The organism is Mucilaginibacter defluvii (genome assembly GCF_039543225.1).
Classification (GTDB): Bacteria; Bacteroidota; Bacteroidia; order Sphingobacteriales; family Sphingobacteriaceae; genus Mucilaginibacter; species Mucilaginibacter defluvii.
Genome location: NZ_BAABJI010000001.1, coordinates 1,011,803 through 1,033,242, shown reverse-complemented (window position 1 = coordinate 1,033,242; position 21,440 = coordinate 1,011,803). Strand labels below are relative to the sequence as shown.

Sequence of the window (21,440 nt, the reverse complement as noted above, 5' to 3'; positions counted from 1 at the left end):
GCTTATTCTGATTTAAATACTTGGTGATTGTTACAGGTTAATAATACTTTACCTTTTAATGTTTGCCCTATAAACGGCGAATTGGCTGATTTGGAATAGTTGTTTGCCCGGGTGTACTCCCACGCTGCTCCGGTATCAAACAATACAAAGTTGGCGGCCTCTTCCTCGGCAAAAGCCGGTATCGGCACCGATAAAACCCTGCGCGGATTGACAGCCAGTTTTTCAACAATAGCCTCAGCAGTTAATCCCGCTTTTACAGCCAGGGGCAGCACGGTTTGTAATCCGATAATGCCAAACTCCGCTATCTCGAACTCCACATCCTTAAATTCAACCTCGTGCGGGGTATGTTGCGATACTATGGCGTCAATGGTGCCATCGGCAAGGCCTTCCAGCAAGGCGTCAATATCTTTTTGCGTGCGTAGCGGCGGTTTTACCTTGTACAAGCTATCAAAATCTAAGAGTACTTCATCCGTCAACACCAAATGGTGAGCGGCAACGTCGCAAGTTACGTTAAGCCCTTTTGCTTTCGCTTCGCGGATCAGTTTCACCGAGCTACCGGCAGATATGGTACTAAAGTGGATGCTGGAGTCGGTATACTCGGCCAGATATATATCTCGGGCGATCATCAGTTCTTCTGCAAGCGGCGGTATGCCCTTCATGCCCAGCAGGGTACTGATATGGCCTTCGTTTACTTTGGCTTTGCCCGCAATGGCGGCATCCTCTGGGTATGAGAATACTTTGGCGCCAAAGCCGTGCGCGTAAAGCATGGCGCGCTCCATCAGGCCGGCATCCTGCACGGGGCGGGTGGCATCGGTAAAGGCCTTTGCGCCGCTTTTATACATATCATACATTTCGGCCAAATCCTTACCCTCGCGTTTATGCGATATAGTACCCAGCGGATAAACATCAACCAGATTGCCTTTAGCACGATTGATCAGGTATTCAACCTCTGTTTTGGAGTGTACGGGCGGTTGTGTGGCAGGCATCAAAGCAAGCCCGGTAAAACCACCGGCAGCCGCGGCAGCCGTACCTGTATTGATATCCTCTTTTGTTTCGAGGCCGGGCTCGCCAATCTTGCAATTAAGATCAAAAAAACCAGGCGCAATAACGGCTCCTTTAGCGTCGATCACTTCCGCAGAACTATTATCAATAGCGTCAGCTATTTGTTTAATAATGCCATCGGCAATTAAAATATCGACGGTTTTTTTATGAAATGCAGATTCGGGATGTAAAACGAGAGCGGATTTTATAAGCAAATTCATCAGCGTTGCTTTATTGAGTAGTTTGGGTTGACGTTGCCTGGCCGGCAGTAACGGCAACACCGGTTTTATATAACCTGATGAGCACAATTTCGGCGGCCAGAAATATCAACGCCAAAATTATACAAAGTTTCCATAATTGTGTATCATTATTTACCTCATTAATTGCCGAAGCCAACGGGCGGTTTGCGTTAATTAACTTCGTATTCGCCTCAGGTAATATTTTTTTTATATCGTCCGCACTTAAATAGCTTAAATCAGACTCACTCCTGTTGTCATTAAACGCCAGTACAGCTACGGTACTGTCGCCTTTTTTTAAATCATATAATCCAGGTTGCTGCAACTGATCGGCCACGTAAAGGCGGGTACTGCCATCCTGTTGGCGAACGTCGGGTATGATCTCAAAATCATCCTTAGTCAACTTCAACACTTCTTTTTCTGACGAGCGAACCGGTATGGTTTCAATTGATTCACCACCGCCCAGGGTGTTAAACAATGGCAGGTCGTGCCCGCTTAACAGCGCTATACGATACAGTACGGGCACAAACAGGCCGTGGCGTTGCAGGTTGCTGAAATCATCATTCAAGGGCACTGCCGATACGTAAACCATACCCGCGCCACTTTTATAACCCGACCAGAAAGCATCGCCACCGGGTAAGGTCATCATGTTATCGGCTTGCCCTGCCCTGCTCAATTCAAAATATTTTTTGGCCTTTGGTAGATCAGGGTTTTGCGGCATGGCATCGAAAACCTCTTTAAATAAGGGATTTTGCAGGTTAAGCCGCTCAACTTTACTTTCATTGTTAATTATGCGAAATGGATACCCGGCGCCTAAGGGCTGCAGTAATGCACGGTAGCTTTCCGCATCAGCATCTGCCGCCGGGAAAACGGCGAGCGTATTGCCCTTTTTTACAAAGTTACCCAGTTCGCGCGCTAAGCCTGCCGAAATATTTTTCACATCGGTAAGCACAATTAAAGGGTAATTGCCTAGAGCGGCATAATCAACGTTCCCCTCGGGCGTACGGTCGGCCTTAAAAAAACTGTCCGCGCCAAATGCGGCTTTCAAAAAAGGATTTTCTGTTCCATTATCAATAATCAGCACGGGCATCCGCAGGCGCACGTTAAAGGCGAAGTAAAAGTTATTATCAAAAGTTACCGGGTTATCCTGCAATTGCAATTCGCCACGCTGCCAGCCCGCGCTAAGGCCTGAAAAGCTGAGCGTATCTGTAAGCGTTTTGCGCGGACCAAGTGTAAAGCTGGCCATTGCCTTTTGCTGTTTATTGATGAAAAGCTTTAGGGGCACGCCAGCAGCTTCCTGATCGGCATAATTATGGAGTTTCACCACCAGCTTTTCTTCGTCGCCGGGTTTGTGTACGGCGCTTAGCAGCCACACCGAATCAACCGTTACGTTAGGCAGATTATTGGCTTTTAATGGTACCAGGTTTACGTTGATGCTTTTATCACCCGCTATCTTTTTATTATCGGCTGTATTATCTTGAAAATCAGACAAAACATAAACATCACGGGTGCCCGTTGCGCCACTCATTAATAATTGCCGCTGGCGCGATAATATTTGGTCGAGCTTACGGTTTTGGCCTGTGATCTTCACCTCATCAACCGCATCCATAAACTCATCGCGACTAAGCAGGCGCTGATGCCGCCCTTCAAAATCATGGGTAAGCAGCTGAAAGCGGTCGTTAATTCCGTATGCGGCCGCAATTTCTTTGGCTTTTTGCCTGGCCTGGTCAAGCAGGCTACCCTCGCTGTTGAGGGTTTGCATGGAGTAAGAGTTGTCAATGAAGATGCTCACATTATGCTGCTGCCCGGCAACAGTTCCATCCTGCTTGCTTATATAGGGTTTTGCGAATGCCAGCACCAGGAATAGTAAGGCCAACAGCCTTGCGGCTAATATCAGCCGCTCCTTCAGGTTACGGCGGGAGGCCTGCTGCTCCTGCAACTGCTTTAAAAACTGCACATTACTAAAGTGCACTTTTTTGTACCGCCTGAAATTGTACAAATGCACAATTACCGGTATGGCAAGCGAGGCTAAGGCAAACAAAAACGCGGGATATAAAAAGTGCATACGTTATTTACAAATGTGCAAAATGCGATCAAGCAAAACAATTGTTTAACCGGCCTCATTATTTAATAAACGCTTTTTACATGGATTGGCATATTGGCTGTTCGGGTTTTCATTACAAGGGCTGGCGCGGCAAATTCTATCCGGAAAAGCTGGCCATGCGCAAATGGTTTGAGTTTTACTGTCAGCATTTCTCTACCCTCGAACTTAATGTCACCTTTTACCGCTTCCCGGAGTTAAAAACGTTAAAGAAATGGTATGATGATAGTCCGCCAGAGTTTCGTTTTTCTGTAAAGGCGCCGCGAGCCATTACCCATTTTAAGCAGTTTCATAATTCGGTTGATATGCTGAGCAGCTTTTACGATACCATTAACAATGGCTTGCAGGATAAGCTCGGCCCCGTATTGTTCCAGATGCCGCCGCGATTTACTTATAACCATGACAAGCTGGAACGCGTTATTAACAACCTTGATCCGGCTTTCGGTAACGTGTTTGAACCCAGGCACCAAAGCTGGTGGCGGGATGATATAATTAATGCGTTAGGTAAACATAACATTAGTTTTTGCGGCATGAGCCACCCCGACCTGCCCGATACTGTTGTACAAAATACACCGCTGGTATACTACCGGTTTCATGGTGTGCCGCTACTTTATAAATCACCTTACTCAACGGCTGATTTGCAACGGGTAATAACTGCAATTAAGCAAAACAAAAAAACCAGCCAGGGCTGGTTCTATTTTAATAACGACATTGACGTTGAAGCCGTTTACAACGCAAAAGAAATGATCAGGCTTGCCAACGCTTAGCCCCGATGCCTGCGGCGCTTTCTACGGTGTGATGATGATGAGCGTTTCTTTTTAGTGGACCGGCTTACCAATGATTTATTTTCCTGCTGCACGGGCTCGCTTACTGCCGCTACCGGCTGGGTTTTATCAGTCGAATCCTTGCTGAGCTGCTCAACCGTGAAATTGTTGCCACGCAAGCCGTACTCAAATACCCTTTTGGCGCCGGTAAGTTTTGCGCCTGTACTGTCACTCTCGTAAATAGGGAACTCACGGATGAACTTACCCTCTTTAACGTAGAAGTTATCCTTACCCCGGTAGCCTTTTCGCTGCTTTTTTGTCAGCTTCGGAAAATCGAGCTTGCGGGCATCATTGCCGTTAAATTCAAACGAATAAATATTAACAAAATTGGTAGTGTCCCTAGCGTCAGCCTGTACCAGCAGTTCCGGGTTACCGTCCGAATCCATATCAGTATTATATACGTCAACAACCGATCCTTCCAGGTCGCCGGTTGTGGTGGTATATTTCATCTCGGCCGAGTCAGAATGCAGGATAAGCAATGAGCCTACATCCTTTGCTCCCCGCCCCCAGCTATACACATCAAAATCATTACCGGGCGCTACCTCAACATGCTTGTGATACCTGAAGGGCGCCTGCAATGCCGGTTTGGCCGGCTTTTTAGCGGGCGATGCATTTTTTTTATCATTACCGCCACACCCCCAAAGTAAAACCAGGCAGGGCAGTATGGCCACATAGTTTTTTATACCCATGGCTTATCAATAGTTTTAAATTAATCAGTTTAAAATAGATTCGGGCGAAAGTTCACCTTTTGGCTTGCCAGGCATCGTCATGTACACCCGTAGTATTGCCGAAGGGTTGATGTTAAAATACTTTACCGTTATTTTATGAAAGCCCTTTTGCAACGCGACTGAACCACCCTGTTCATACAGGTTATGCCGGCCATCGTTATCAACTACGGGCTGGTCGTCTATCAGCAAAACAGAGCCATCATCGCTTGATGTAGCGAAGCCATAAACACCATCGGTATCAACATTGATATATCCGCTGTAAATCACTCCAAAGTTGATGTTCTCCTTTTTAAAAGATAGCGGGCTGAAAGTTTTGGCCATGCCGGTATCCAACAATCCACCGCTCTCAATACGGCCGGTGTTACCGAACGCGCCTGCATAAACCTGGTACTTTAAACCTTTGGTGTTACCCTGAAACTGTACCGCAGGCAAAGGCCCAACATTGTAAACCGTTGTTTTGGCAACCCGACTGGTTTTGCCCGATGGCGATACCACGATGGTTTGCAGCTCGCGGTACTGTCCCGGCGGCACTGTGTACGTAACAGGCGCACTATACAGAATATCTTTATCCGTTACCGGATAACCGTCAATATTATAATATACTTTTGCACCTTCAACCGGTGATTTTAGATCGACCGTAAGCTGCGGCGCAAACATGATGGTATCAACAGCGCCAATGGCTGGCGGTAGGCGGTAGTTGTATTTCAATTCATCCAACCGTGCCAAATGCCGTGGCAGGCGCTGCTGCGAAAAATTGGTAAAGTTCTTATTCGCCAGCTGCGACCAGGCTACTTCTGACAGGGCGATAAGCCTTGGCAGCATCATGTACTCCAGCTTGTTTTCAGTACCGATGTACTCCGTCCATAAGTTTGCCTGCACGCCGATGACGTATTTTTGCTGCTCGGGCGTAAGCGCGCCGGGCGTTGGGTTATAGCTGTATGTTTTGGCCAGCGGCGCGTAACCGCCAATGCCGAATGGTTCGCGGTATAGCTTATCTTGTGCGTGATCAAGATAGAGGCCATTTGTGCCCGGTGTCATGATCACGTTATGCTTTTGCTGAGCCGCCTCAATACCGCCCGACTCACCCCTCCAGCTCATTACCGTAGCGTTTGGCGCAAGGCCGCCTTCCAATATCTCATCCCAGCCAATAATGCTGCGGCCTTTAGTGTTCACAAATTTCTCCATACGCTGTATAAAGTAACTTTGCAGGCCATGCTCGTCCTTAAGTTTCAGATCGCGGATCATTTTCTGGCAGAACGCCGATTTTTTCCAGGCCTCTTTAGGCACTTCATCTCCCCCTATATGAATATACTTGCTCGGGAAAAGCTCGATTACCTCAGTCAATACGTCCTGCAAAAATGAAAACGTTTTCTCGCTCGGGCAAAAAACATTCTCGAATACGCCCCATGTTTCGGCAACCTTGTAAGTCTGACTTGGGTCGCAGCTCAATTCAGGATATGCTGCGAGCGCTGCCATAGCATGGCCCGGCATCTCAATCTCGGGCACTACGTTAATGTAACGGTCGGCAGCGTATTTAACTACCTCGCGAATCTGCTCCTGCGTGTAATAACCGCCATGCGGGGTATTGTCAAATTGCTGTGGTGTACGGTCGTGATAATTACCGATAACCGTTTGCGCCCTGCGGCTGGCCACCTGGGTAAGCTTAGGGTATTTCTTGATCTCGATACGCCAGCCCTGGTCATCCGTTAAATGCCAGTGAAAGTTATTGAGCTTGTAATAGGCCAGCAGGTCGATGTACTTTTTAACAGCCTCCACCGTAAAAAAGTGGCGGCATACATCCAACATAAAACCACGGTAGCCAAAGCGGGGGTAATCATCAACCACAACCGACGGCAGTTTTATCGCTCCTGCCTTGTCATCAGGGAATAACTGGATGAAAGATTGTATGCCATAAAACAACCCGGCTCCCTTACCTGCAATTGTTACCTTGTCGGGCGTGATGGTTAACCGGTAACCTTCGGCGGGCATATTTTCGGTACCTGTTGAGGTAAGCACCATGCTGTTGCTCACATTTTTACCGGAGTTGTGCTGCACCGGTATAGCCAGGTTGGCTTTGCTTTTTAAAAAATCGGCCAGAAACTGAACGGCTTTATTGTTTACCGTATCGGCCAGCAGCGTAGTTTGCCTGCTTAGCGTAAACTCACCGGCTGTTTTACGGACAGATGCCGGGGCCGGGATGATGCCCGGATTGGAATCAGTATTTTGGGCGTTTAATTGGTTGACAGATAGGCCAAAAGCCAGGGGCAGCAATAAAGCAATCTTTTTATACATCAATTTAAAAACGGATAGTTTAAATAATTATGATGTGGTGAATATAACAGATTTTGCCAATTTTATAATCCTGTTACTCAATTATTACAAAGGCGGCAAAGCTAAAAGGAAATTCGGACTAAAATATTGCCATATAAGCAAAAGGCCACATTCAAATTAATGAACATGGCCTTTATATATTTTTACTTATGTAATGTTAAGCGGTAACCACATGCTCTTTAGCTGCCAGGTAGCGCTCGGCATCGATAGCTGCCATACAGCCTGAACCGGCGGCAGTAATAGCCTGGCGGTAAATATGATCCTGCGCATCGCCGCAGGCAAACACACCCTCGATATTGGTTTCTGATGAATCAGGCTTGGTAATAATGTAACCCGTCGGATCCATATCAATCCAACCACGGAAAATCTCCGTATTCGGATGGTGGCCGATGGCTACAAAGAAACCGGTAACATCAAGGTTGGTTTCCTCATTCGTTTGGTTGTTGATCACCTTAACGGCATTTACGGTCTGCCCATCACCCAATATTTCCTTGGTTTCGGTGTTATATAATACTTCGATGTTTGGCGTGTTCAGTACGCGATGAACCATTGCTTTTGAGGCACGGAACTCATCGCGGCGAACAATCATGTATACCTTGCGGCAAAGCTTGGCCAGGTAAGTGGCTTCTTCGGCAGCGGTATCACCGGCACCAACTATGGCTACATCCTGCCCGCGGAAAAAGAAACCGTCGCACACGGCACAGGCCGATACGCCAAAGCCGTTATATTTTTGTTCAGACTCTAAACCCAGCCATTTTGCAGATGCACCGGTTGAAATGATCACCGTATCGGCGAGGATGGTTTTGCTTTCGTCAACCACCACCTTATGCGGCAGGCTCGAAAAATCAACCGAACTTACATAGCCGAAGCGGATATCGGTACCTAAACGTGATGCCTGTTTCTCAAAATTCTGCATCATTTCAGGGCCTAAAATACCTTCAGGATAACCAGGGTAGTTCTCCACCTCGGTAGTTTGGGTAAGCTGGCCACCGGCAAGCATACCGGTGTATAATACCGGTTTCAGATCAGCACGGGCTGCATATATAGCGGCAGTATATCCCGCCGGACCAGAGCCTATAATAAGGCACTTTACGTGTTCAAGTTGTTCAGACATCAATTAATATTGAATTTATATACAAATGTACAATTAAAGGTGGATAGGGTCAATATGGGATAGTCAACAGAGTGCAATTAGCTGTATAGGGCTCAACCCTCTCCGTTAACACTAAAATCGAATATCTTGCTTTTTTTTAAGTTGATCATAATTTGCCAGCAATGATTTCCGCCATCAGCAACTGTCACCCAATCTTTTTGCCAGTAATATAAGTCGGTCTTCGGGTCAATTTTAGCAATATCGCTAACATCTAAATCTTCCTTCCATAAAAAGCTAATAAATATTTCACGCTCGCCTTTTGCATTTACTGTACCGACATACTGGCGTATATACTTTTTAAGGTTCTTTTCAACATATTGTTGGTTGTACTTATTTGCCAGGTCAGACAATTTTCTTTTCAATAAGCCCTCCGCTTTCATAATGTCGGCGGTATGGGGAGTAAATCTTTTAAAGTCATCAAACCATCCAATAGTTTATTCTTATAACTTTTATCAAATATCATTCCTTCAAACCCATTACCTTTTACATATACCGAATGATCTGTAACGCGCTTTTCTAATTTAAGTCTTTGAGCAATTCCTGAACCGTTACAGAATAATAGGCATAAATAATAAGGATTACCTTCATCGGTTTAAGTAATTTGAATTATCTCAATAAATATATCACTTATCCATACGGCTCGTAATTTTTTGTAAAATAATCTAAACCAGCGTAATTCTATTTTGTTAAAACTTAGAATCATCTATAAAAAAAGAAAAGAAAGACATGAAAGATCAATCAAAATTAGTTGCCGCGTTATTAATAGGCGCTGCAGCAGGTGCGGCAGCAGCTTTATTGCTGGCACCAGACAGCGGTAAAGCTACCCGTGAAGAAATTGCTGATTACTTTAGCGACCTGCTCGACTCAACTAAAGAGAAAGCCAACAAAGCTGCTTCAAGTGTTAAAGAGTACAGCAACGATATTGTTGACCGCGCAAAATCAAAATTCCAACATGCTAAAGAGAATGTATCTGACTATACCGATACACTTGTTGATACAGCAAAAGCTAAAGGCAGCGAATATGCTGGTGAAGCTAAGGGTACTGTAAAAGAGACTGCTAACAATTGGAACAATTCTGTACAGAATTCATAATACATTTATTTATATAAAAAAGAACCCCGTTCAAAATTTGGCCGGGGTTCTTTTTTATAGAATTGATTACAATTTAAATGTATTGTCTCTCACTGTTGCATCCATAAATATACCACCGTCAAGCGTTACGCTTTGTATCGTTTTGGTGGTTTTTATGGCGATTGCCGCTTGCTTTTGATCGGCTTTCCAAACTGCAGGTGTTTGATGCAGGTTTTCGGTGCTGCCATCGGCATAAGTTACCTTTACATCAAACGGCACCGCGAAGCCACCAACGTTTTGTACAGCCACACTGTAACCACCATCAGCTTTGGTAACGCCTTGTACAGCCAGGTCGATATAATAATTGGTAAAATACCAGTTATTAAAAAACCAGTTCAGGTCCTGCCCTGATACGTTGCTCATTGAATTAAAATAGTCCCACGGAATTGGATGTTTACCATTCCAGCGGTCCATATAACCGTGCAGGGCTTTTTTAAACAGCTCGTCGCCCAGCATATCCTTCAACGCTAAATGGCTTAAGGCCGGCTTACCGTAAGCATTGTTACCGTAACCCATGCGCAACTCGCTTGATGGCGTAATTACAGGCAGATCTTGATAGGTTGATTTATTGTTGATCCAACCCGCCACGCGGAATTGCTTAAATAAGCTCTCCGCTTTTTGCTTGCCAAACTCGGCAGTGCCAATCAGCAGTTCAAACGTTGTAGCCCAGCCTTCGTCCATAAACGCGTAACGGCTTTCGTTTATACCCATGTAGAATGGCATCCAGGTATGGGCAATCTCGTGATCCTGAACAAACTGCGTAAAATCAAAGCTATCGGTATGGCTGTCATTACACATCATCGGGTATTCCATATCGGCAAACCCCATTACTGAGGTCATTTTAGGGAACGGGTAAGGTACGCCCGGCCAGTTTTGTGATAACCAGCTTAAGCTATGCCTGCCGAATTGTACCACTTTATGAAAATCAGCGGCCGAATCGGCAAAGGCGGCCTGCATGCTGGCGCGGCGTTTGGTTTTCGGATCAACAATCACACTGGCGGCATCCCACACATAATTATCGCTTACGGCCAGGGCCACATCGCTAATGTTGGTGCAGGTCCATGTCCAGGTATTCAGGTCCTTTTGCGCGGTAACTTTCTTTTTGGCGATGTCATCAGCCGTGGCTATATGAACAGTCGAGTCGCTGGTGAACGATTTTTGTAAGCGCTTGTAATACTCCGGCTGTAACACCTCTTTGGCGTTTTGCAGCGTACCGGTAGCCCAAACAATAAAATTTTTAGGCGCTTTTACGTTGAGGGTATAGTCGTTAAAGTCATTATAAAACTCCTGCGCGTCTAAAAATTCCAAAGTGTCCCAGCCGTTATAATCATCGTACACGGCTACACGCGGGTAAAAATACGCCAGGAACATGGTTGACGGGTTCAACATCCCTTCCCTTCCGCTTTGTACCGATGCCTGAAAATGCCAGTCGATATCCAGTTTCAGCGAGTCGCCGGGGTTGAGGGGTTTAGCTAAACGAACACCGCGATTTGTACCTGATGGCTCGTTGTTCCACTTTTGGGTACTGCCATTTATCTGCATTTTATCAACTTGAATGCCTTCGGTAAGGTAATCCTTATCCGTAGCCGAGAAACGGGCTGCTCCCGGGCGGTGTGTATTCAGTATGAATTTGAGGTTTAGCAACCGTAGCGTATCCGGGCTATTGTTGATATAAATAATTTGCTCGGTACCATTAACATTGCGCGTTTTTGGATCAACCGTTACGGTAATGTTGTAACGGCCACGGTTTTGCCAGTAGTTTTTACCGGGCTTACCATCAGGCGAGCGGGTTTGTTTGGCAAAGGCCGCCTTAATATCACGCGGCGTGTAAAGGCTTTGCGCCTGCGTTTGGTAAACGGCAGCGCCAAGCAAGGTTGTAAAAAGTAATTTTTTAAGCATAGTGTGAGGTCAGCAAGTTAATAATGTAAACTGCTGTAAAGCTATGCTATAAAGGTTAATTATTCAACCCCGAGGTATTCTTTTGATATCAATCCAAATAGTCCGTCGTTATCAACGGCCTCATCAAAACACTCAATAAGCAATTGCTTTACCTCCGTGTTATTAAGCTTATCGGCAAGTAATTTAAGCATGTGGCATGCAGTAATATTAATATGTTCAAGCATCTGCAAATACAGCATAATATCAGTATCATTAACTACTGCTGAGTTCTGCGGATCATCAAGACAAAAATTGTCTCGTATAATTGATTTGATAGGATTACAATTTTCATCAGATGGTTTTTCACCGATAATTTTATATATCGCATCCATTCGATCAATCTGTTTCTCTAAATCTTCAGCAAATTCTTCTAAACCCAGCTTAAGTGATCTGAACGAAGCAAGGTCAATCAATTCATTTATTTTACCTGCAAGGTATCGTTTGCCAAAATACAACCGGTTAAGGTTATGCATAAACAGGGTATAAAATGATGCATTATCAAGCTTATTTACACCGGGCACGTTCTTCATGGTACAGGATGATTAGTAGGATATCCGGTTAAAAATATGCTTAATAAAAGCATTATTCATAACAATCATAAATCAATACCGGTATTTTATCTTATAAGATAATTCACTTTTTTATTGAGAAAATTATATGCCAATGGAGTAAATGACGGCAGGATGTTGCTTATTGCCCACGATGCCGTAACTTTGCCACATGAAGCATAAGTTAGGCGATTTTGTAAGGTTTATTGACGAAAAACTGGAAGGCTATGTTACCCGCATAATTGACGAGCAGATGATTGGCGTTACGGGTGATGACGGGTTTGAGATTCCTGTTATGGCCAGCAAAGTCACATCTGTGTACGGGCATATGGATGACGCGAAGGAAGCCGAGCCCAAAGCAGCCACTGTTACTCCCATACCTGCGGGAGAATTTATCGCTCGCGGTGTATACTTTGCCGCAGTACCCGATAGCCGGGCAAGCTCGGTGGTTCATTTTCAGTTAATAAACACTACATCGTTCCAACTATTAGTTTCACTGTACGGCGAGCATGATAAAAAGTACAAAGGCGAGTTTGCCGGCATTATTCAGCCGAAAACAAGTGTGCAGGTATATTCCGCTCAATTGGCCGACCTGCAGGTATGGCCTAAGCTAAGCGTTAATATTATTTACCATACGGCTCAAAACGTGCAACCGCCTTCGCCGCTTACTTATTCCGAAAAATTTAAGGCCAAGGATTTTGCAGGAGCTAAGCAAAAACTGCCGGTAACTGGCTTACAGGGCTGGCTTTTCAGGCTTGATGAAGATGAACTGGTAATTGATGCAGGTAAACTAAAGGAAAGCTTTTTTAAAACTGCCGAAGAAAAAGCCGATATAGTTAGCAAACCCGAAAACGAAGTTGACCTGCATATCGAAAAACTGCGCGATGATTATCATTTTTTGAGCAGTGCCGAGATCCTGAAAATACAACTCGATCATTTTAATAAAAAGCTCGATGCAGCCATTGTACACCAGTTACACGAAATTGTATTTATACATGGCGCAGGCAACGGCATTTTAAGGCATGAATTACATAAAGCGCTTGGCCGCAACAACAAGGTGCAAACCTTTATGGACGCGCGAAAGGAAAAATTCGGCTATGGTGCAACAAAGGCGGTGTTAAAGTAGCATTATACCCGGGTAGCGGCCTTTAACTCGTTTTTTACAAAGCTATCGCCACGATAAACTTTAAGGCCAATGCAAAAGGTAGTGCCTTGGTCAGGTTCGCTGCTGAACCATATTTTACCGCCCTGTAATTCTGTAAACTCCTTGCATAGCAGCAGGCCGAGGCCTACGCCTTTTTCATTGCCGGTACCATATGTTGATTTGGCACGCAACGAAAACATTTCTGCCTGCTGATCGGGTGGGATGCCGATTCCTGTATCAATTATGCTGATACAGCATTCCTCATCATTATAATCGGATTTTACGATGATACTGCCGCCGTTATTACTGAACTTTATGGCATTATTGATCAGGTTACGCACAATAAGCTGCAGCATATCGGGGTCGGCAACAACGGGGGCTTTATCTTCCAGTTTGCTTATCAGCGTTATGCCTTTACGCTGCGCCTCGTTCTTTTGAATTTGCAGGGTGGTTTGCAATACGTCGCTAACATTAACGGTAGCCAGGTTTACATTTACGCCTTCCATTTGCGATTTTGTCCATGTAAGCAAATTCGACAGCATTTTCTGCGTGTTTTGGGTAGCGTTAAGCAAATCCTTTTTTATCGACATCCGCTCGCTCTCCTCCAGCTTAAACTCTGATAGTATTTCAAGGTAATTTTGTATCGAACTTAAGGGTGCCCGCAAATCATGCGCTAAAATAGCGTACAGTTTGTTTTTAGTTAAGTTTGATTGTTCAAGCTCTTCCGCCTTATGCTCTACCCGCAGGCGTTCAAAATCATAACTGCGCCTGATGTAGGTAGTAATAAGCGAAATAATAACCGCAACCACCAGGTACGAGTACATGAAATCGAAATAACGGCTCTCCCGATCTGGATAGGTGGAAGGCACGGCGCTGGTATCAAAATACTCTAATCCCATCAGGCCGAGCACAATAACGATATTCGCCACAATCCAAAACCAGTATTGCTTTTTAGGCACTACCGATATATTGATAAAGCATCCCAGCAAAAAAATAAGCGCTGTAGGGCCGCGTGTGCCTGAATTATCAAAAAAATTGGCTATCAGCAGGCAGTTGCTTAGTATATTATATAAAGTGATACTAAAGGTAAACCAGCGGCATATTCTCGACAGGTAGTAAGCTACTGCAACCAGCACAATCCCCCCTGCCATAAGGGCTGCCAGTTGGGGCATATCAATATAAAGGTTTGAAAAAACGTTGAGGAAGAGGGCAATAACCGTTACCAAACATACCGTGTGAAAAATGCGCTGCTCCAGAATAAATTCCGCAGGCTCGCCGATCATTTTTTTGATTAAAACAGGCAAAGTATTCGGCATGTGCAGCAATAGTAACAGCAGTTAATTGGGGATGCTTACGTGAAGGTAATCGGGATTAGCTAATCATCCGTAAAAAATATCATATTTTAATTAATGAGTATATAATTTTACATAACGTTAATTATAGTTGCCGATTACTTACAAACGGCTTACCGGATGAAGCTTAGCTAAATATTGGCCGTACTCGTCCTCAAAAATCACCTCAACCTGCCAGCCTTCTTCGCCGGCTATTTCGAGCATTGTTTTCTCGTCGATATACAACCAACTGAACCATTCAGAACGCTCGCCCTTGTAGGCATATTGATAAGATATTTGCCCGTAATAATCCCTATCGGGTATGCCGTCAGGATACAGGTATGCCACGTCCGACGAATCAAACAGTAATTGTCCGCCTGGTAATAAAAGCGTTTTGGCATGTCTTAAAAACCTCCGAAAGCCATCCAGGTCTCCCGCTATACCGATACCGTTCATCAGCATCAGCAAGGTATCATACTGCCTTGCGTTGTATGCAAATATATCCGCTTGTATTACATCGGCTACCCCTCTCGCCCGCATAACATCCGTGGCCAGCGGAGATATATCGAGGGCGGTTACCGCGGCATTCCATTGCTGCAGCACCAGGCTGTGGCTTCCCGCTCCCGCGCCAACGTCGAGCACGCTGCCATTGCAATGGTTCAGGGCACACCATTCCAGGTCGGGCATATCATCTTCATTCCTAAAGTAAGTGCGTACGGGCATTTCCTCGCGTGGGCCGTAACGGTTGTATATCCACAACTTACTCACCCTATCGCTATGGTGGTAATTATAAATTGCCTGTCCTAAAATATCGCTCATAATACTGCTGCAAAGTAAATAATTTATATTTGACGCTGCATGATCTCTGCCACCATCGCCTATATTTTGCTTTTACTGTTGCTTGCCGCAGGTATGCTGTTTTCGGTAAAGCGGCGCAAACTCACCCGCTGGGCTGCCTTTACGGGCGCTATAACCGCGTTGTTACTTTACATAGGCACCGGCTTTGCCGGCGTGCTGCTGATGACCGCATTTTTTATAATCGGCACCGCCGCTACATCACACAAAAAGTACCTGAAGCTAAAAATTAATGGTGATGATGATAACGCTCCGCGCGATACGTGGCAGGTACTGGCTAACAGCGGCATAGCGGCCATACTGTCGGTAGCTGCCATGCTGTTTCCGGCGCATATGGATGAAATGCTGCTGATGATTGCAGGCGCGTTCGCTACTGCCGCAGCCGATACCGCATCGAGCGAACTGGGCGTAATTTACGGGCGTAACTTTTATAATATCATCAGCTGGAAAAAAGATCAACGCGGGCTCGACGGCGTGATCAGCCTGGAAGGTACAGTGCTTGGTTTGGCGGGTGGCCTGTTAATAGCTATGGTTTACAGTTTGTTTGCCGGTTTCGGCTGGCCGGTTGCAGCCATAGCGCTGGCAGGCGCCGCAGGTAACTTTGCCGACTCACTTTTGGGCGCAATATTAGAACGCAAACAAGTGATTGATAACAACATGGTGAATTTTTTGGCTACGCTTGCCGGTGCAATAGTCGTTGCCCTGATTGCATAAAAAAAGCACCGGCAAAAACCGGTGCTTTTAACGATCAATAAAATGATATATAATTATATAACTTTTACTTTTACCGCGTTTAAGCCTTTACGGCCGTTTTCAACCTCAAACTCCACTTTGTCGTTCTCCTGTATCTCATCGATAAGGCCGGTTGAGTGTACAAAAATTTCTTGTTCGCCACTGTCGGGCACTATAAAACCAAAACCTTTTGTAACGTTGAAAAATTTAACTGTTCCTTGTTTTTGCATTGTATTGTTTATTATAAAGCACGCAAGGTAGGTATAATAATCGGCAAAGCAACAAATATATTCACCTGCGTAGCATGTATTTACAATCAGGCTACTATTGACAGGTTGCTATTAATGGTATCTTCTGAGTCTTTAACAATCAGTTTTATTTTCTGGTCCAGTTCATCAACAACCAGCTGCATCATCTCCATATACTCCTCAATACCCATTTTATCCTGCTCCAGCTTCATTACATGCAGCAGCCCCAGCAACGATGCCACCGGGCGGCGCAATTCATGCGATTGTATGATGGCTATCCGTGTAAGCGCCTCGTTTTGTACCCTGATCTGCTCTTCCTGGAGTTTGTTATGTGTAACATCAACAGCGTTTATAGCTACACCCACCACCTCATTTATAATGTTGCGGATAGGCACGAGCTTCACTTCGCGCCAGCCCTCGTGCGGCGTGCCGCGCCATACCAGTAATTCTCTTTTGATAGAACGGCCGCCAAATGCCTGGTTAACCAACTGCCTTAACTCAATCCCTGTGTGTTGGTCTACATATTCAAAAAGATGGGTACCAATTTCGGGGATTATATTAAGCACACTGTGCAGGGCTGATACCGTTGCTTTGTTCATGGCCATGATGCGCATACCGCGGTCAACCAGTACATGCTGATCGCTGCTGCTGTCAAATATCGCTTTCAGCTTCAGCTCCGAGTCCATCAGATCCATGCTGTTTTGCAGGGAGTTTTTATGATGTAATTCCAGCTCACGCAGGTTGGAGTCGAGCTGCATCAGGTTAATGGCCTGGCGGGCCAGCATTCTGAGCGTGTTTTTTTCATCTACATCTAATTCACGCGGCTCAAATCCTACTACGCATAGGCTACCTACAGCATAGCCATCATCAGTTATTAACGGGCAACCAGCGTAAAAGCGGGCATTAGGATCGCCGCTAACTAACGGGTTTGACGAGTAACGCACATCTAGTTTCATATCAGGCACCACTACAACATCTCGCTTTTTTATGGTATGATTACAAAATGCGATTTGCCTGGGGGTGCTTTCCATGTCTACACCTTTACGCGCTTTAAACCATTGGGTATCTTTACCCAAAAGGGTTATTAATGCTACAGGGGCATCGCACAGCCGGGCGGTTAATTCCGCAATTCCGGCTAAATCGCGGCTTGTTGATGAGTTAAGAGAGATAAACCTGTTTACGGCTTTAAGGCGGTTGTATTCGTCGTTCATTGTGATACGGAAACATAAAACGGCGTATGCACTTACGCCGTTTTACCGTACAACACCTTATACTCAGGTTTGTTTTGTAAATAAGTTATTCGCCCGAATAAACACTTTGTACAGGCGTGCGCAGGTTATAGCCTGATGCCATAACTTGTCCGTAAGCGCCTGCTGTGCGCACCGCGATAATGTCGCCACGGTATGATTGCGGCAGCTCAACATCCTTACGGAAACAATCAGTACTTTCACATATCGGGCCTACCACATCATATTTCACCGCGTCGGTAACATTCTCAGGCTTGCGGCTTAAGTTATCTATCTGGTGATAAGCTTGGTAAAGCATCGGCCTGATCAGCTCGGTCATGCCGGCATCAAGCACCAGAAAGTTTTTACGCTGACCATTCTTTACATACAACACGCGCGAAATAAGCGCTGCTGATTGTGCTACCAATACACGCCCTAATTCGAAGTGCACTTCCTGGCCCGGCTTAACATTCAAAAAGTCCTTAAAAACCTTAAAGTAGCTTTCAAAATCGGCTATGTTGTTTTCATCCGGACTGTAATAATTTACCCCCAAACCGCCGCCGGCGTTGAGTATTTTTATGGTAAAGCCGCGATCCTCAAACCAGGCCTGGATCTCATTAATGCGCACGCATAAACTCCTGAACACTTCCATATCGGTAATTTGCGAACCTACGTGAAAGTGTATGCCTACAAACTCCAGGCTGGCGCTGCTGCGCAGTTTCTCGGCTACATCGTTAAGCTGCCATGTGTTGATGCCAAATTTATTTTCATCAAGCCCGGTAGTAATGTAGTGATGGGTATGCGCGTCAACATTGGGGTTAATACGGATAGCCACCCGGGCTTTTTTATTACGGGCGGCGGCAAGCTCGTTAATCACCTCCAGCTCCTGCACCGATTCTACATTGAAGCAAAAGATATCGGCCTCTAAGGCGGCAATTATTTCTTTGTCTGATTTACCTACGCCGGCAAATACCACCTTATCTTTACCGAAACCATGCTTCAGCGCGGCCAACACTTCGTTACCGCTCACGCAATCAGCACCGAAACCGTAGGACTGAATGGCCCGGAGCACCTGCTCGTCAAAATTCGCCTTCATGGCATAATGGACATGAAAGCCGTATTTACCGGCGGCCTCGTTACAAGCAGCCAATGTGCGGCGCAGCAGATCGAGGTCGTAGTAATAAAAAGGCGTTTCCAAACCCTGGAAACGATCTATAACATTATCGTTAAACATTTTATAGCAAACTTAAATGCCTGCGTACAGGCAAAATGCAACAAATGCCGTTAAAATAAACGGCTGTGTAAACTGCGCAACGCTTCGGTTTTCTCTTCGGTTTTTACCAGTAACGACAGGTTGTGCTCACTGCCACCGTAAGATATCATACGCAACGGAATATGTTTTACAGCTTCCAGCACGCGCGCGGCGTAACCGTGCTTATCAGTGCCAAAATCACCAACTACGCAAATTATAGTTTGCTTAGTTTCTATCTCCACACTGCCGAAGGTATTCAGCTCAGCTTCTATCTGGCCAAGGTAGGTGGTATCATCAATGGTTAATGACACCGCCACTTCCGACGTGGTGATCATATCGATAGAGGTTTTATAACGCTCAAATACCTCGAAAACGCGCCTCAAAAAGCCATAAGCCAGCAGCATACGGCTTGATTGTATGCGAATAGCGGTTATATCATCCTTAGCGGCGATTGATTTTATACGGTTCTTTTCGCTTTCGTTAGTGATCAGCGTACCTTGGGCCTGCGGATCCATAGTATTAAGTAAGCGTACCGGTATTTTGTAACGCTGCGCCGGGAACACACTCTGCGGATGCAATATCTTTGCGCCAAAGTAAGCCAGCTCGGCTGCCTCATCAAACGATAGCTGGGCAATTGGCTGCGTGCCTTTAACAATACGCGGATCGTTGTTGTGCATACCGTCAATATCCGTCCATATCTGTACTTCCTCGCTGCGTATGCCTGCCCCTATCAGTGATGCGGTGTAGTCACTGCCGCCACGGCGCAGGTTATCAATTTCGCCAAAGCTGTTGCGGCAAATATAACCCTGTGTAATAAACAGGTTATTATCCGGATGCTTATCAAGCAATGGGGTAAGGTGCGAGGTGATGTAATCAACCACAGGTTCATTATCTTCATCAATCTTCATAAAATCGAGCGCCGGTAACAGTACCGACGGCACACCGATCTCTTTCAGATAAACATGGTATAAGGTGGTCGAAAGCAGCTCGCCCTGCGCCAGTATTATCTTTTCTTCAATAGGCGTAAACAGATCATTCGCCAGGCCGGTAAGCAGGTTAAAATGATAATCGATCACTTCCTTGCCTTGCGCACGGTATTCTTCGTTAGCGAAAAGCTCTTGGATAAAAACTTCGTACTTACCCTTTAATGCAGCAATTAATGAGGCTGCCTTGGGTTTATCGCCTGCAAGGTATGCCTGCCCTATTTCAACTAAACTGTTTGTTGTGCCCGACACTGCCGAAAGCACCACGATCTGACGTTGAGAAGCATCAACAATATCCAGCAGTTTTTTCATCCTTTCAGGACTGCCTACAGATGTTCCTCCAAATTTTAAAACTTTCATCTTTACAATAATTACTTAATTGAAAAACTGATCTTGCTGCATCAATTTTAGCGGCGCTAAAAATAGGATTTTTAAGCACTTATCGGCGTGTTATTGTGAAGAAAAATAGCTAGTAAGTGTTGGTTTTGAGGCTTAGCGTTACAAATACACCAAAAGCTCAAATATTTTAATATTTTTGCCTTCGAATTTACCCTGATACTTAAACTGGATTATCACACAAAACATGAAGAATTTACTTCGTATTGCGGCATGCATGTTAATAATAGGCAGTCTGCAATCCTGCTTTTCTGCAAAAATCGAATCATCAAAACAAGCCAGCTACAATGAGAAACTTTACAAGGTTTACATCATTGTAAATGGCGCAAAAGAAACAAAAAACTTTAGCCAAACATTTTTCACCGGTTTGAAGGCTAAGCTTCGCGAAAAAAACATCCAGTCGAACGGCTTTTTGCGTGATCCGCTATCACTCGACACTGAAGAAGATGTATTAAAAAAGATCAATGATTACGATCCGCAGGCGTTACTGGTAATTAAACAAACGCACATTACCTATACCAACGGCACCGTAACCGATGCCAAGCTTGATCTTACACTGATTGATGGCAAAACGCAAAAACCGGTTTGGAAAGGCCTTGCAAAAGTATATGGCGCATTTGGCATCACCGAATCGGCAGAGGTTGCGGTTAATAACGTAATAAAAAAACTCCAGGAAGATAAATTGATCTGATGATACATCTAAACCACATCATGAACAGAAAACTACAACATTTTATTGCCGGCTTGTTGTTACTGCTGCAAGCCTGCGCATCTGTAAACATAGCTTCAAATAAACAGGAAGGTTACACCAAGAAACCCCGTAAAATTTACATCGTTACTTATTGCAGCAAGGAAAGCATGGAGTACGGATCCTCAATAACCAAAGGTATTACCGCCGACTTTATTAAGCGCGGTATTGAGACTGAATATTATATTAAAACCCCACTTTCATTAGATACAGAGGCTGATATTAACCAAAAAATAGTGGACTTTAAACCTGAGGCCGTCCTTTATTTGAGACAAACTGTATCCGGATGGTCAAAAGGCGCTTATGAAATATCGCTTTTTGATACAGAGCTGCGTAAAAATGTATGGAAAAGTGAAATCAATACGTCGCATGACGAGTACACCTCGGAGATGGATGTATCAGACAAAACCGTAAAAATAGTAGCTGACAAGCTACTTGCCGACAAATTACTATAAAATTTTATTTCACACGAAAAAGGCCCGCTGTTATCGGCG

The 21,440-nt window shown here is 45.0% G+C and carries 20 protein-coding genes; 6 read left to right on the top strand and 14 right to left on the bottom strand.

All coding sequences use genetic code 11. The features are described 5' to 3' along the window. Nucleotides 1–2 precede the first annotated feature (2 nt). Both ABD960_RS04680 and ABD960_RS04675 read right to left on the bottom strand, forming a co-directional pair. Nucleotides 3–1,262, bottom strand: a complete 1,260-nt coding sequence (locus tag ABD960_RS04680; protein ID WP_345329742.1) for a dihydroorotase — start codon at nucleotides 1,260–1,262, stop codon at nucleotides 3–5. Nucleotides 1,263–1,272: 10 nt separating this feature from the next. After that, nucleotides 1,273–3,342 carry a BatA domain-containing protein gene (locus ABD960_RS04675; protein ID WP_345329741.1) on the bottom strand — a complete coding sequence of 690 codons (2,070 nt, stop codon included), beginning with the start codon at nucleotides 3,340–3,342 and terminating at the stop codon, nucleotides 1,273–1,275. A gap of 80 nt (nucleotides 3,343–3,422) precedes the next feature. Here ABD960_RS04675 and ABD960_RS04670 point away from each other — a divergent pair, with 80 nt between their 5' ends. Further along, nucleotides 3,423–4,145, top strand: coding sequence for a DUF72 domain-containing protein (locus tag ABD960_RS04670; RefSeq protein WP_345329740.1), 723 nt, complete (start codon nucleotides 3,423–3,425; stop codon nucleotides 4,143–4,145). On the opposite strand, the gene ABD960_RS04665 is transcribed toward ABD960_RS04670, so the two are convergent. From ABD960_RS04665 to ABD960_RS04650, 4 genes are all read right to left on the bottom strand, one after another. Then, nucleotides 4,142–4,891, bottom strand: coding sequence for a hypothetical protein (locus tag ABD960_RS04665; protein WP_345329739.1), 750 nt, complete (start codon nucleotides 4,889–4,891; stop codon nucleotides 4,142–4,144). The two genes, ABD960_RS04670 and ABD960_RS04665, sit on opposite strands and share 4 nt — an antisense overlap. Nucleotides 4,892–4,915: 24 nt before the next feature. Further along, nucleotides 4,916–7,222 carry a family 20 glycosylhydrolase gene (locus tag ABD960_RS04660; RefSeq protein ID WP_345329738.1) on the bottom strand — a complete coding sequence of 769 codons (2,307 nt, stop codon included), beginning with the start codon at nucleotides 7,220–7,222 and terminating at the stop codon, nucleotides 4,916–4,918. 196 nt (nucleotides 7,223–7,418) lie between these two features. Beyond that, on the bottom strand, nucleotides 7,419–8,375 hold the full coding sequence (trxB, locus tag ABD960_RS04655; protein ID WP_345329737.1) for a thioredoxin-disulfide reductase: 957 nt from the start codon (nucleotides 8,373–8,375) through the stop codon (nucleotides 7,419–7,421). 92 nt (nucleotides 8,376–8,467) lie between these two features. Further along, entirely contained in the window at nucleotides 8,468–8,794 is a 327-nt protein-coding gene (locus ABD960_RS04650) for a hypothetical protein (RefSeq protein ID WP_345329736.1), read from the bottom strand. 346 nt (nucleotides 8,795–9,140) lie between these two features. On the opposite strand from ABD960_RS04650, the gene ABD960_RS04645 reads away from it, so the two are divergent. Further along, the gene (locus ABD960_RS04645; protein ID WP_345329735.1) at nucleotides 9,141–9,506 is read left to right on the top strand and encodes a YtxH domain-containing protein; all 366 of its coding nucleotides are present in this window, start codon (nucleotides 9,141–9,143) and stop codon (nucleotides 9,504–9,506) included. 66 nt (nucleotides 9,507–9,572) lie between these two features. Here the strand turns inward: ABD960_RS04645 and ABD960_RS04640 are convergent, their stop codons facing one another. Further along, entirely contained in the window at nucleotides 9,573–11,444 is a 1,872-nt protein-coding gene (locus tag ABD960_RS04640; protein ID WP_345329733.1) for a M1 family metallopeptidase, read from the bottom strand. A gap of 59 nt (nucleotides 11,445–11,503) precedes the next feature. After that, entirely contained in the window at nucleotides 11,504–12,013 is a 510-nt protein-coding gene (locus tag ABD960_RS04635) for a DUF892 family protein (RefSeq protein WP_345329732.1), read from the bottom strand. A 190-nt stretch (nucleotides 12,014–12,203) separates the two neighbouring features. Here ABD960_RS04635 and ABD960_RS04630 point away from each other — a divergent pair, with 190 nt between their 5' ends. Next, nucleotides 12,204–13,157: a Smr/MutS family protein gene (locus ABD960_RS04630; RefSeq protein ID WP_345329731.1), complete on the top strand. Its 954-nt coding sequence runs from the start codon at nucleotides 12,204–12,206 to the stop codon at nucleotides 13,155–13,157. A 2-nt stretch (nucleotides 13,158–13,159) separates the two neighbouring features. Here ABD960_RS04630 and ABD960_RS04625 read toward each other — a convergent pair whose 3' ends face one another. Then, nucleotides 13,160–14,458: a sensor histidine kinase gene (locus ABD960_RS04625; RefSeq protein WP_345329730.1), complete on the bottom strand. Its 1,299-nt coding sequence runs from the start codon at nucleotides 14,456–14,458 to the stop codon at nucleotides 13,160–13,162. Nucleotides 14,459–14,629: 171 nt separating this feature from the next. Further along, nucleotides 14,630–15,325 carry a class I SAM-dependent methyltransferase gene (locus ABD960_RS04620; protein ID WP_345329729.1) on the bottom strand — a complete coding sequence of 232 codons (696 nt, stop codon included), beginning with the start codon at nucleotides 15,323–15,325 and terminating at the stop codon, nucleotides 14,630–14,632. A gap of 39 nt (nucleotides 15,326–15,364) precedes the next feature. Here ABD960_RS04620 and ABD960_RS04615 point away from each other — a divergent pair, with 39 nt between their 5' ends. After that, nucleotides 15,365–16,075, top strand: coding sequence for a DUF92 domain-containing protein (locus ABD960_RS04615; protein ID WP_345329728.1), 711 nt, complete (start codon nucleotides 15,365–15,367; stop codon nucleotides 16,073–16,075). Between the two features lie 53 nt (nucleotides 16,076–16,128). Here ABD960_RS04615 and ABD960_RS04610 read toward each other — a convergent pair whose 3' ends face one another. The 4 genes from ABD960_RS04610 to ABD960_RS04595 all read right to left on the bottom strand — a co-directional run bounded on the left by ABD960_RS04610 (nucleotide 16,129) and on the right by ABD960_RS04595 (nucleotide 20,162). Further along, nucleotides 16,129–16,323 carry a cold-shock protein gene (locus tag ABD960_RS04610; RefSeq protein ID WP_194099717.1) on the bottom strand — a complete coding sequence of 65 codons (195 nt, stop codon included), beginning with the start codon at nucleotides 16,321–16,323 and terminating at the stop codon, nucleotides 16,129–16,131. 86 nt (nucleotides 16,324–16,409) lie between these two features. Further along, on the bottom strand, nucleotides 16,410–17,552 hold the full coding sequence (locus tag ABD960_RS04605) for a GAF domain-containing protein (protein WP_345329727.1): 1,143 nt from the start codon (nucleotides 17,550–17,552) through the stop codon (nucleotides 16,410–16,412). A gap of 85 nt (nucleotides 17,553–17,637) precedes the next feature. Beyond that, on the bottom strand, nucleotides 17,638–18,801 hold the full coding sequence (gene lysA, locus ABD960_RS04600; RefSeq protein ID WP_345329726.1) for a diaminopimelate decarboxylase: 1,164 nt from the start codon (nucleotides 18,799–18,801) through the stop codon (nucleotides 17,638–17,640). 50 nt (nucleotides 18,802–18,851) lie between these two features. Continuing rightward, on the bottom strand, nucleotides 18,852–20,162 hold the full coding sequence (locus tag ABD960_RS04595) for an aspartate kinase (protein ID WP_345329725.1): 1,311 nt from the start codon (nucleotides 20,160–20,162) through the stop codon (nucleotides 18,852–18,854). A 223-nt stretch (nucleotides 20,163–20,385) separates the two neighbouring features. Between ABD960_RS04595 and ABD960_RS04590 the strand changes: the two genes are divergently transcribed. Together ABD960_RS04590 and ABD960_RS04585 are read left to right on the top strand one after the other, a co-directional pair. Then, nucleotides 20,386–20,889, top strand: coding sequence for a hypothetical protein (locus ABD960_RS04590; RefSeq protein WP_345329724.1), 504 nt, complete (start codon nucleotides 20,386–20,388; stop codon nucleotides 20,887–20,889). A 20-nt stretch (nucleotides 20,890–20,909) separates the two neighbouring features. Next, nucleotides 20,910–21,401 (top strand): hypothetical protein, encoded by a 492-nt coding sequence (locus ABD960_RS04585; RefSeq protein WP_345329723.1) that lies wholly within the window; start codon nucleotides 20,910–20,912, stop codon nucleotides 21,399–21,401. Nucleotides 21,402–21,440 lie beyond the last annotated feature (39 nt).